Origin of the sequence: Streptomyces otsuchiensis (assembly GCF_004305975.1) — a bacterium.
Lineage (GTDB): Bacteria > Actinomycetota > Actinomycetes > Streptomycetales > Streptomycetaceae > Streptomyces > Streptomyces otsuchiensis.
This window is the reverse complement of record NZ_BHZI01000207.1, coordinates 1-10,740: the sequence shown is the minus strand read 5'-3', so window position 1 is coordinate 10,740 and position 10,740 is coordinate 1. Positions and strand designations below refer to the sequence as shown.

Below are 10,740 nucleotides of genomic sequence, written 5' to 3'. Positions count from 1 at the left end.
GCCGGATGCCGGGACGGCCCGGCAGGCCGCTGACCGGGCCCGTTACCCTGACGCGCATGTCCGACTCACCCGCTCCGCGCCCCTCCGCCCCGCGCCCGTCCCCGGCCGGCACCGGCGACGCGACCCGCGCGGTGCACGCTGGTCTTCCCGAACCGGAACCGTTCAGCCCGCACATGCCCGGGCCGGTCCTCGCCGCGCACTACCACCTTCCCGGCGACCCGACGGGCGCGCCGTACGCCTACGGCCGCAACACCAACCCCACCTGGACCGCGCTGGAGGGGGCCATCGCCGAGCTGGAGTCCCCGGACGTTCCGGCAGCGGCCGCCGTCTTCGCCTCAGGCATGGCAGCCGTGGCCGCCGCCCTCTTCGGGCACCTGCGACCCGGTGACACCGTCGTGCTCCCGTCCGACGGCTACCACGGCGTCCACCAGCTCGCCGACCAGCTCACCGACTTCGGCGTCCACGTCCGCGAGGTCGACACCCCTGATCACGACGGCCAGCTCGCCGCCCTGGACGGCGCCCGCCTGCTGTGGCTGGAGACCCCCGCCAACCCCGGGCTCGACGCCTGCGACATCCGCGCCCTCGCGGACGCCGCCCACGCCCGCGGCGTCCTCGTCGCCGTGGACAACACCCTGGCCACCCCGCTCGGCCAGCGTCCGCTGGAGCTCGGCGCCGACCTGTCGGTGGCCAGCGGCACCAAGGGGTTCAGCGGCCACGGCGATGTCCTACTCGGCTATGTGGCGGCGCGCGACGCCGCGCTTCTCGAACCGGTCGTCCGCTGGCGGGCCTCGGTCGGCGCCGTCCCCGGCCCGATGGAGAGCTGGCTCGCCCACCGTGGCCTCGCCACGCTGCCGCTGCGCCTGGAGCGCCAGTCGGCCACCGCCCTGACGCTGGCCCGGTGGCTGCGTGAGCGCGCGGAGATCACAGGCGTCCGCTACCCCGGCCTTCCGGACGACCCCGCCCACGAGGTGGCCGCCGCCCAGATGTCCGCCTTCGGCGGCGTCGTCTCCTTCACGCTGCCCGACCGCGCCCACGCCGAACGGTTCCTGGCCGCACTCCGGCTGGTCGGCGAGGCCACCAGCTTCGGCGGTGTCCGCTCCACCGCGGAGCGCCGCGCGCGCTGGACCGAGCCGGCCCTGCCCGCAGACGGCGCTGCGGACGTGGCGGTGGAGGCCCAGGTGCCGCCCGGCTTCATCCGCTTCTCGGCGGGCATCGAGGACCCGGCGGACCTGCTGGCCGACCTCGGGCAGGCGCTCGATGCGGCGCTCGGCACCGACGGCTGAGGGCGCCGGGCGGAACGAGCCGTTCCGGACGGGAGGTTTCGCCGGGTTGTCCACGGGCGAGACATCCTCCATGGCCCATGCGCAACCCGTGGTCAAACGCACCGCCCGTGCCATCCTGCTCGACCGCCCCGACGCCGGACGGCCGGTCGAGCTGATCGTCATCAAACGGACCAAGCCCGACCGCCCGCCCTACTGGATCACCCCCGGCGGCGGAGTGGAGAGCGAGGACGCCTCCGTCCTCGACGCCCTGCACCGCGAGTTGCTGGAGGAACTGGGCGCGAAGGTCACGGACGCCGTCCCCGCCTTCGTCGACACGGTGCCGCACGTCCCGCAGGAGGGCGACCCGCCCACACCCCCCGGGCTGAAGGTGCAGCACTTCTTCGTGTGCCGGCTCGCCTCGATGGACGCCCGGCTGCGCCACGGCCCCGAGATCGACAACCCCTGCGGGACGTACGAGACGGTCCGGCTGCCCTTCACACCCGAAGGGCTCGCCTCCGTCAACCTCGTGCCCGAGACGCTGCTCGACTACCTCACGCGCAATGTGCCCGGCGTGCTCACGCTGCTCGCCGCCGACCTGCGCTGAGCCGGCACGCCGCCCGACGCGCGCAGGAGGGCGAGCGGGCGGCCGTGGGTCAGCCGCCGAACCAGCCGCCCGACTCGGGTTCCTCCCCGCGCCCCCGCCGCTCCGCCTCGGCCAGCGCGCGTTCCGCCTGCGCCCGCCATGCCTGAATGGCGGGCGCGGGCTGCGGCTGACCGGGCTGCGCCTGACCAGACTGCGGGGGCCCGGGCTGCGTGCCCGCCGGGGGCGACGACGGACCCGACCGGTGCGGGGGCGGCTGCGGCGGGTCCGCATGGCCGGCGTGCGCCGCATAGAGGTCGATCGGAGGGTGAGGACCCGGCGCGGGGGGTGCCGGCGGGGCAGCCCCGCCCGGCGCGCGTTCGTCCGTCGTAGGCACGGGGGGCGTGGACGCCGGGGCGGGTGCGCCCTCGGCCGGTGCGCTCGGTGCGCTCGGTGCGCTCGGAGCGCCGCCGTGCGGCGGCGGCTGCGGCGGACGGGCCGCGCCCGGGGCCAGGAGGCCGGGCCCGGTCAGACCGCCCGGCGGCCGGCCCGCCGGGGCGGCACCGGGACGTTCGCGCACCGGCAGTGGCGCCACGTAGGGCACCGGCCCAGAGAAGGTGATGGGGGTGCCGACGCCGGTGTCCGCCCCTTCCCGCTCGGCGGCTTCCGGGGCGTCGGGGTCGGGACCGGTGCGGGCAGCCGGGGCTGCCCGTCCCGGCACGGCGGTGCCCGGGACAGCCGCGCCCGGGAGAGCGTCCGGGGCTGCCGCCGGCGGCCGGTCCGCGACCGGCGAGGGGCCGTCGGTCGTCGCCCCCATCGTCACGGCCGTACCCGTCGCCCCGACTCCCTGGCCCGGCCCGGGACGGCCCGCCCCGGGCACCTCGGCCGTCTCGGGCACCTCCGTCGCACCGGTCGCACCGGTCGCCCCGGCTGCGGCCGGGGCCCAGGGCCCGCCCGCCGACGGCACGCCGGCCTGGTGCGGCGGAACCGGCGGCCCCGCCGTCGCCGGCCTGGTGCGTGCGACGCCGAAGAAGTCACCGCCCTTGTGCCGGTAGTCCTGCGTGCCCCACTCGCGCGGGGCCCGCTTCGGCGCGGTCACCAGATGCGGGATGTGGGCGGCGCCGTGGATGTGGGCGCTGATCACGTCGATCCGTACCCACAGCTGCGAGGCCCGGCCCGGGGACGGGTCCGGCGGGATCTCGGGATGCAGCTCCCGCACCTCGGCGTCCGGCACCAGATGCGCCCGGCCGTTGACGTGCAGTCCGATCCGGGCCCGCTCGAAGTCGACCAGCAGCAGCCCGGCGTGGGGGTTCTCCGCGATGTTGCCCAGGCTGGCGTGGACCCCGTTGCCCCGGTACTCGGGGTAGAGGAGCGTCCGCTCGTCCAGCGCCCGGAGAAACCCGCGCGGCCCGGCGCGCAGCGTGCTGTGGCACTCTCCGAACCGGTTCGAGGTCGAGAGGAAGAACATCTCCTGGCGGGACGCGAACTCCCGCATCCGGTCGTTGAGATGGTCCAGCACCTGTTCGGCGTGGAAGCGCTCGGCCGCCTCGGTGGTACCGAGCTGTTCCTGCACGGCCCACTGCCCGGCGCCGCCCGGCCTGGCGGGGGACGGTGCCGTCGGGTGCGCCGCGCTCGTCGCCGATGTCCTCGGCTCGTGCCCGGTGCCGGTGCCGGTATCGATGCCGGTGCCGTCGCCGGACTCGCGACCGGGCCGCCCGTGACCGGTTCCGCTGATCTCCGCCATAGCCCCCAAGCCCCTATGCCATGCCGCTGGGTTCCTGCCGCGCGATGTGTGCGCAGGCTCTCACTCAGTTGCGTATATCCGCAAAGTCGTGCCGGATGCGCTCGGCGGGGATTCCGGCGGAAGTGAGGGCGTCCACCCCGCTGCGCACCATCTCCGCGGGGCCGGAGAGGTAGCCGTCGTACTCCTGCCACGGGCCCAGGCGGCGCACGGCGTCGGGCAGTTCACCCGCCGGCTCGCGACCCGGGGCGGCGGTCACCACGGTCCGCACCGACAGCCACGGATGCCGCCGTTCCAGCTCCAGCAGGGAGGGAAGGTCGTAGAGGTCACTGTCGCGCCGGGCGCCGAAGAACAACTGGACGGGCCGGCGGCGCCCGTGCTCGGCGACGTCCTCGACCAGCGCCTTGATCGGGGCGATGCCGGTGCTCCCGCCCAGGCAGAGCAGCCCGGTGTCGGCGTTGTGGTCCACCGTCATCGAACCGGCCGGCGGGCCCAGGCGGATGACGTCACCGACGCGCGCCCGGCGCACCAGCGCCCCCGACACCCAGCCCGCGGGGACGGCCTTGACGTGGAACGAGAGCAGTCCACCGGCGTCGGGCGCGGTGGCGAAGGAGTAGGTGCGCCAGACGCGCGGCCACCACGGGGTCTCGACCCCGGCGTACTGGCCGGCGGTGAACCGGTACGGCTGGTCGGGCCGGACGGTGATCACCGCGACGTCCGAGGTGCGCTGCTCGTGCGCCACGATCTCGGCGTTCCACCAGGCCGGTGCCCGCTGTGCGTCGGCGGCGGCCGCGTCGATCATGGTCTGGGAGATCGCGGTGTAGGCGCGTACCCAGGCGGCCTGCGTCGCCGGGTCCCAGATCCGGGACGCGTAGCGGCCCAGCGCCCCGAGCAGGCACTCCCCGACGGCCGGGTAGTGCTCGTCGAGGGTGCCGTACTTCCGGTGGCCGCGCCCCAGTTCGGCGAGATAGCGGCCCAGGGCCTCCCCGTCGTCGAAGCGGTCGGCCGCCCCCAGCAGTGCGGAGAACAGCCGGTCGCGCTGCACGTCCATGGCCGGCGGGAACAGCTGCCGCAGTTCCGGGTTGCGCAGGAAGAGCAGGGCGTAGAAGTAGGAGGTCGTCGCGTCGGCGACGGGGGCGATCTCGTCGAGCGTGCGGCGGATCAGCACGGCGTCGGGCGAGGGGCGGCGGGGTGCGGCGGGCCGCGGGCCGTTCCGCCCGCCGGGGGAGCAACCGTCCGGTGCGGTCTGCTCGCGGCGGCCCGGCACCGCCGGGACCTCGTACCGACCGGCGGCGCGTTCGTACGAGACGGAGAGCGGTACACGCCGCTCGTTCCCGCCCGCCGCACCGGCGCCGCTGTTCACCGACATTACGGTCATGACCCTGCCCTTGGACTCGACTGGCCCGGACGACTGCTTCCGGTCGCACAGCGTGTCAACACCCTCACGCCCTGCGGGTGGTTACCGGGAAACTCGGGCGAAGATCCCCCAGGACGACGTAAACTGCCCGGCCGCACCGACGCGGGCGGGCGGTGCGGAGCGCGAGTTCGCCGTCCCCGGCGGGCGCGGGGCACGGCGCGGCCGGCCCGCCGCGGTGGGCGCGGGGCCGCGCACGCCGGGGCGCCTCCTCGGCCCGGCGCTATCGTGACGGTCGATGAATAGCGATGTGACGATACGAACCGCCGTTGCCGACGACCTGCCCGCCATCGTCGCCATGCTGGCCGACGACCCGCTGGGCGCCGAACGCGAGGACCCTGCCGACCTGACGCCCTACCGGTCCGCCTACCGGAACATCGAGGCCGACCCCAACCAGCATCTGGTGGTCGCGGTCCGGGCGGGCCAGGTCATCGGGACCCTCCAGCTCACCGTCATCCCCGGCCTCTCGCGCAAGGGCGCCTCCCGGGCCCTGATCGAGGCGGTGCGGGTCCACGCGGACGCCCGGGGGAGCGGCCTCGGCGGCGAGCTGATCGAGTGGGCGGTGAGCGAGGCCCGCCGGCTGGACTGCGCCCTCGTCCAGCTCACCAGCGACGCCACGCGCGTGGACGCCCACCGCTTCTACGAGCGGCTCGGTTTCGAGCCCTCGCACGTGGGGTTCAAGCGGGCGCTCTGACCGGGGCGAGGCCCGGCGTGGACGTTCCGGTCCGCACGGGGCGAGGCCCGGCGTGGACGGTCCCGGTCCGCGTCCGCGCTGCGGCGCCGTCACCCACGCACCGGGCGCGGGTGACGGCACGTCCTGGCAGGCGCGGCGCCGCAGGTCGTGGTCAGCGCCAGCCGTCCGGGTCGACGCCGCCGGGCACCGGAGCCGCCGGTCCGTACGGCTCGCGGGTGTAGACGAACGTGCCGACATCGAGGTGGCTCACCGAGCCGTCCTCGTGCCGGACCACGCGCAGCCGTTCGCCCGCAAGGTAGCCGTCCAGCCCGGTCCAGGTGCCGTCCGGCTCCGGCCGGAAGGCCGAACCCCGTCCCGCGCCCGGCATGCCGAGGGTCAGCGTGCGGCCGGGGCCCAGCAGCAGCTGGGTGGGAGCCGCGCCCCAGTGCCAGGTGCCGCACAGCTCCAGGAGCGCGTGGTCCGCGTCCGGGTCGGGGCGCCAGGGCGCGGGCAGTGCCGGTTCCCGAGCCGCGACCAGCCCCAGCAGCTCGGCGGCGACCCCGCCGACCCGGAGGCCCGATGTGGCGTTGGCGAGCACGACGGTCGCGAGGCCGTCCGCCGGGCTGGTCCACAGCGCGGCGACGAAGCCGGGCATGGAACCGGTGTGGCCGGACAGTGCCCGGCCGTCCACGGTGTCCAGCTGCATGCCGAGCCCGTAGCCCGCCCGCCAGTCGCCGGACGCGGGCGCGGCGGCGGGCCGCCGCATCTCGGCCAGCGTCTCGGCGCCCAGTACCCGCGGGTCGCCGTCGGTGAGGAACGCCGCGAACCGGCAGAGGTCCGCCGCCGTCGACCACAGCTGACCGGCCGGCGCCATCAGCCCCGTGTCGGCCGCCGGCTCGGGGAGGACCACGTCCGCGTACGGGTGGACCGCCCAGCCCTCGGCATGCGGTGCCCGCGGCAGCGGCGTGGTGCCGGTCATGCCGAGGGGCTCCAGCACCTCACGGCGCAGCACCGCGAACCAGCCGTCGCCGCGCACCTTCTCCACCAGGGCGCCGAGCAGCGCGAATCCGGGGTTGGAGTAGTGGAACAGCCGGCCGGGACGGTGCGGCCTGGGCTTCTCGCCGAACACGTCGGGAAGGTCGGGCCGCAGCTCGCCGGGCGTCCGCTCCCACCACGGCCCGGACGCCTCGGCGGCCAGTCCCGAGGAGTGCGAGAGCAACTGGGCGACGGTGGCGTCACCGGCCTCCGGCGCCTCGGGGAGATGCGTGTCCAGACGGTCGTCGAGTGCCAGCAGCCCCTCCTCGCGCAGCCGCAGGACGAGGACGGCGACGAACGTCTTGGTCAGCGAGCCGATCCGGTACTGGGTGTCGGGGCCGGGAGCCGCGCCCGCCACCTCTCCCCGGGTGGCGAACCACTGTGCTCTGCCGTCACGGACCACCGCCGCGACCGTGGACGGTGCCCGCCCGTTCACCTGTGCCTTCGCCAGGGCGTGCAGCAGCGCCCGCCGGGTCTCGGGCAGCAACTCGGCCCTGCCGGTGGCCGTGGCGGACGTGCCGTCGTCGGCTGGGAGCAGGCCGGGGTCGGGCCGGTCGACCGGGACATCGCCCGGGACGTCGCCCGGGACGTCGCCCGGCTCCGGCGGTGCCGACTGGTTCTGGAGGTCGGTCGCGAATCGTTCGTGCGGGAGGTCGGTCATGGGCCATGGATATCCGACGCCCGCGCCCGCGGCCACCAGGTTTTCGCGAGGCGCGCGGCGTCCGATTCGTTCAAGACCGATCCACCGACTCCGGTCTAGCCTGCGGACATGACTCCTCGTATCGATCTCATCGGCCTGGTCACCTCGGACCTGGCGGCGTCGCTCGCCTTCTACCGCCGGCTCGGCGTGGATGTACCCGAGGGCTCGGACGACGCGCCCCATGTCGAGGCCGTGCTGCCGGGCGGGCTCCGGATGGCCTGGGACACAGCCGAGACGATCCGCTCCTTCCAGCCGGACTGGCAGCCCGGCAGCGGCGGCGGACTGGTGCCCGCGTTCCTCTGCGACAGTCCGGCCGAGGTCGACGCGGTGTACGCCGAACTGACGGCAGCCGGGCACCCGGGTGAGACGGAGCCCTTCGACGCTCCCTGGGGGCAGCGCTACGCCGTGGTCGAGGACCCCGACGGCAACACGGTCGACCTCTTCGCACCGCTCACCGCCCCCGGCGACGGCACCGCCTGACCCCTCGCCGGCCTCTGGCCCGGCCGGACCACCCCGCGTCTGGCCGCGCCCGCCCCGCGCGGCTTCTCTCAGCCCGCCAACCGGGACAGCGGCACCCCGGCCAACTCCCGGACCTCCCGGGCGAGGTGCGGTTGGTCGGCGTACCCGGCCCGTGCGGCGGCCTCCGCCGCCGGCACGCCCGCGCCGACCAACTCCAGCGCCCGACGCATTCGCAGCACCCGCTCCAGCGTCTTGGCGCCGTAGCCGAAGAGGGCCCGACAGCGGCGGTGCAACTGCCGCTCGCTGAGGCCGACGGCCCGCGCGGTGTCCGCCACACCGCGCCCGCCGAGGGCGCCCCGCAGAACCAGTCGCCGGATCGTCTCGGCCCGCGCGCCGTCCCCGTCCGTCCCTGCCGCTCCCACCCCGTGCAGCCGGCGCCGCTCACGCACGATCTCCGCCAGGGCCTTCGAACGGTCGGGCGCCGCGGCCACCCGCTCGGCGAGCTCCCGGACCTCCGCGTCCGGCCAGAGGGAGTCCAGCCCCACCCGCTGGTCCCGCAGCTCGTGCGCGGGGAGCCCGAAGACACCGGGGCCGGTTCCGGGCGGCAGCCGGATGCCGTCGTAGGCGGCCCCGGCCGGTGACTCCCCGACCTGCGCCCTGGTGTCGGGACCGGCCACCAGCAGCCCGTCCCGCCAGATGAGATCCATGCAGCCGTCCGGCAGCACCCGGAACGGCGTGGCCGGCTCGGCCGGAGCACGCCACCACGCCACCGCTCCGGGCACGGCGTCCGAGGGGCGTTCCTGGTACATGGGCACAGCTTGCACCCCGGCACCGACACTCGCCGTCCGAGAGCGGCGGCGAGGGGGCCCTGGCAGGCGTTCACCACCCGGCGTTCGCCGCTGACGCGAGCGCCGTCCCGGGCGCCACCGTGCCGTGACGCGCCCTCGTCACGTCGCGTGACGTCCTGCGAAACACCCGGATCGTGGGGTTTCGCGGAGGGCTCGTCATCCGAGCGAGCGAAGCTCGGCTGGGGCGAGATTCCCGGGGTTCGGCACGGGCAGCATCGGGTCGCGACATCACAACGATCACCCGGGTCGGCGGACCCGGACCACGGCGGATCACCCGATCCGACGGACCAACGACCAGGCCCCCGCGGCCACTTCCCATCGGCGGCCCCAACCGGACCGGGCTCGCCCACGGGCAGCGCTGAACAGCAACCGCAGCACACCGCCGGCACCACCAGCTACGCCGGCAAACGCCTTTCCCGCCCCGCACGCCGGAGCCGCGCCGCGGCCCCGTGCTTCCCTCTCGCCCCCACGGTTTCATCCGCGATACCGCACAACGGCAGCACGGCTACTCGCCACCACGCACAGTGCCAGAGTCCATGGAGGAACCAGATGACCAGCATCCGTACCGCCCGTATCGTCGCCGCTGCTGCGGCCGTGCCGCTCGCCTTCGGGCTGATGGGCGGCATCGCCCAGGCCGACAGCGGGGCGATCGCGGGCTTCGGATCCAACGCGTCCGCCGTCAGCAACTCGGGCAGCGGTGTCGGTGGCAACAACAGCGGTAACTCCACCACCACGCAGCAGGCCGCGACCGGCGCGGGAGCGGCGAACCAGAACAACACCGCGAGCGTCGTGGGCAGCGGCCTCACCGTGATCGACCAGACCAACGCCACGGTGAACTTCACCAACCTCTGGTGAACCGGGGGCGCCGGTGATCGTCCCGGGGGGATCCACCGGCGCCTCTGACGGGACCGGCCCCGTGACCGCACCCCTCCCGGGTGGTCACGGGGCCGGTAGGGTTCCCGGTCCGGGTGTGACCGGGCGGCCCGCAGGGTAGGTCGGAAGAAGCCGCCAAACGGAGCCCAGGGTTCCCCGGGTGGCACTCATGAGAGCCCGCTGGCCACCTGTTTCACGTGGAACACGTGGTCACGCGGACCGCGGTGCGGAGCGCCTAGGGGAAGTACCCTGACGCGACCCTGAGAACCCCGACCCGGGGACCGCGCCTCCTCCACCCACGGGAGGTGGAGACAGCCCCACCACTACTCCGCTAGGCGGAGAGCGCATCGCGACCTGTGGCCGATCCGGTCGGCCCCCCTCCCGGCCTACGTTATGAAGCATGACCACGCCAGGAAGCACCTCGCAGGTGACGCCGCTCAGTTTCGCGTCCTACGTGCAGGCGCGTCGCCCGGTGCTGATGCGCACGGCCCGCTCCCTCACCGCGGATCCGCACGACGCCGAAGATCTGTTGCAGACCGCTCTCACCAAGACCTACATCGCGTGGGACCGCATCGCCGATCATCGCGCGGTGGACGGGTATGTCCGGCGGACCCTGGTCAACACCCGCACCTCACAGTGGCGCAAGCGTCGCGTCGACGAGTTCGTCACCAACGAACTGCCCGAGCCCGAGCCGCTGCCAGCCGTGGACCCCGGCGAGCAGCAGGCGGTTCGGGACGCCATGTGGCAGGCCGTGCTCCGGCTGCCCGCCCGCCAGCGGGCAATGGTGGTGCTGCGGTACTACGAGGACCTCAGCGAGGTGCGCACCGCGGAGGTCCTCGGGGTCTCGGTCGGCACGGTCAAGAGCGCCGTCTCCAGGGCGCTGACCAAGCTGCGTGAGGATGTCGCGCTCGGCGAGTCCATCGTCTCCGAGTCGGCCCCGTCCCGGCGCGTCGCCTCGCACCCCGCCGCCTCGACGTCTTCCGCCTCGACGCCTTCCGCCTCGACATCCTCGGCGTCCGGGCCGGCCCTGCCGGGACCGGCGCTGTCCGAGGTCGACCCGGCCGGGGATGTCGCCGCCACCGGCTCCGTCGTACGCCCCCTGATCGCCGCTCCGGCGGTGAAGGAACAGCCGCTCGCCGCCTGACCCCGGCTGCC

The 10,740-nt window shown here is 75.0% G+C and carries 9 protein-coding genes and 1 pseudogene; 6 read left to right on the top strand and 4 right to left on the bottom strand.

Annotated elements, in window-relative coordinates:
* Window positions 1-56 precede the first annotated feature (56 nt).
* Both E0D90_RS18765 and E0D90_RS18760 read left to right on the top strand, forming a co-directional pair.
* The gene (locus tag E0D90_RS18765; RefSeq protein WP_130799342.1) at window positions 57-1,283 is read left to right on the top strand and encodes a cystathionine gamma-lyase; all 1,227 of its coding nucleotides are present in this window, start codon (window positions 57-59) and stop codon (window positions 1,281-1,283) included.
* 70 nt (window positions 1,284-1,353) lie between these two features.
* Window positions 1,354-1,866 (top strand): NUDIX domain-containing protein, encoded by a 513-nt coding sequence (locus E0D90_RS18760; RefSeq protein WP_130799341.1) that lies wholly within the window; start codon window positions 1,354-1,356, stop codon window positions 1,864-1,866.
* 49 nt (window positions 1,867-1,915) lie between these two features.
* Here the strand turns inward: E0D90_RS18760 and E0D90_RS28425 are convergent, their stop codons facing one another.
* Together E0D90_RS28425 and E0D90_RS18750 are read right to left on the bottom strand one after the other, a co-directional pair.
* Window positions 1,916-3,586, bottom strand: a complete 1,671-nt coding sequence (locus tag E0D90_RS28425; protein ID WP_307721156.1) for a pyridoxamine 5'-phosphate oxidase family protein — start codon at window positions 3,584-3,586, stop codon at window positions 1,916-1,918.
* Window positions 3,587-3,650: 64 nt separating this feature from the next.
* Window positions 3,651-5,012, bottom strand: a complete 1,362-nt coding sequence (locus E0D90_RS18750) for a globin domain-containing protein (protein WP_374754059.1) — start codon at window positions 5,010-5,012, stop codon at window positions 3,651-3,653.
* Window positions 5,013-5,235: 223 nt separating this feature from the next.
* On the opposite strand from E0D90_RS18750, the gene E0D90_RS18745 reads away from it, so the two are divergent.
* Entirely contained in the window at window positions 5,236-5,691 is a 456-nt protein-coding gene (locus E0D90_RS18745; RefSeq protein WP_130799340.1) for a GNAT family N-acetyltransferase, read from the top strand.
* Window positions 5,692-5,842: 151 nt separating this feature from the next.
* Here the strand turns inward: E0D90_RS18745 and E0D90_RS18740 are convergent, their stop codons facing one another.
* Window positions 5,843-7,366: a serine hydrolase domain-containing protein gene (locus E0D90_RS18740; RefSeq protein WP_130799339.1), complete on the bottom strand. Its 1,524-nt coding sequence runs from the start codon at window positions 7,364-7,366 to the stop codon at window positions 5,843-5,845.
* A gap of 108 nt (window positions 7,367-7,474) precedes the next feature.
* Here E0D90_RS18740 and E0D90_RS18735 point away from each other — a divergent pair, with 108 nt between their 5' ends.
* Window positions 7,475-7,885, top strand: a complete 411-nt coding sequence (locus E0D90_RS18735) for a VOC family protein (RefSeq protein WP_130799338.1) — start codon at window positions 7,475-7,477, stop codon at window positions 7,883-7,885.
* 68 nt (window positions 7,886-7,953) lie between these two features.
* On the opposite strand, the gene E0D90_RS18730 is transcribed toward E0D90_RS18735, so the two are convergent.
* Entirely contained in the window at window positions 7,954-8,673 is a 720-nt protein-coding gene (locus E0D90_RS18730) for a helix-turn-helix domain-containing protein (RefSeq protein ID WP_130799337.1), read from the bottom strand.
* A gap of 588 nt (window positions 8,674-9,261) precedes the next feature.
* Here E0D90_RS18730 and E0D90_RS18725 point away from each other — a divergent pair.
* Window positions 9,262-9,567, top strand: a complete 306-nt coding sequence (locus E0D90_RS18725) for a hypothetical protein (RefSeq protein ID WP_103528689.1) — start codon at window positions 9,262-9,264, stop codon at window positions 9,565-9,567.
* Window positions 9,568-9,985: 418 nt separating this feature from the next.
* Window positions 9,986-10,495 (top strand): annotated as a pseudogene (locus E0D90_RS18720) (SigE family RNA polymerase sigma factor); the annotation flags it as partial.
* Between the last annotated feature and the right edge of the window lie 245 nt (window positions 10,496-10,740).

Excerpts from the sequence above, each read along its gene's own strand:
- E0D90_RS18730 (WP_130799337.1), bottom strand. The coding sequence starts at position 8,673 with ATGTACCAGGAACGCCCCTCGGACGCCGTGCCCGGAGCGGTGGCGTGG.
- E0D90_RS18725 (WP_103528689.1), top strand. The coding sequence starts at position 9,262 with ATGACCAGCATCCGTACCGCCCGTATCGTCGCCGCTGCTGCGGCCGTG.
- E0D90_RS28425 (WP_307721156.1), bottom strand. The coding sequence starts at position 3,586 with ATGGCGGAGATCAGCGGAACCGGTCACGGGCGGCCCGGTCGCGAGTCC.
- E0D90_RS18740 (WP_130799339.1), bottom strand. The coding sequence starts at position 7,366 with ATGACCGACCTCCCGCACGAACGATTCGCGACCGACCTCCAGAACCAG.
- E0D90_RS18735 (WP_130799338.1), top strand. The coding sequence starts at position 7,475 with ATGACTCCTCGTATCGATCTCATCGGCCTGGTCACCTCGGACCTGGCG.
- E0D90_RS18765 (WP_130799342.1), top strand. The coding sequence starts at position 57 with ATGTCCGACTCACCCGCTCCGCGCCCCTCCGCCCCGCGCCCGTCCCCG.
- E0D90_RS18745 (WP_130799340.1), top strand. The coding sequence starts at position 5,236 with ATGAATAGCGATGTGACGATACGAACCGCCGTTGCCGACGACCTGCCC.
- E0D90_RS18760 (WP_130799341.1), top strand. The coding sequence starts at position 1,354 with ATGGCCCATGCGCAACCCGTGGTCAAACGCACCGCCCGTGCCATCCTG.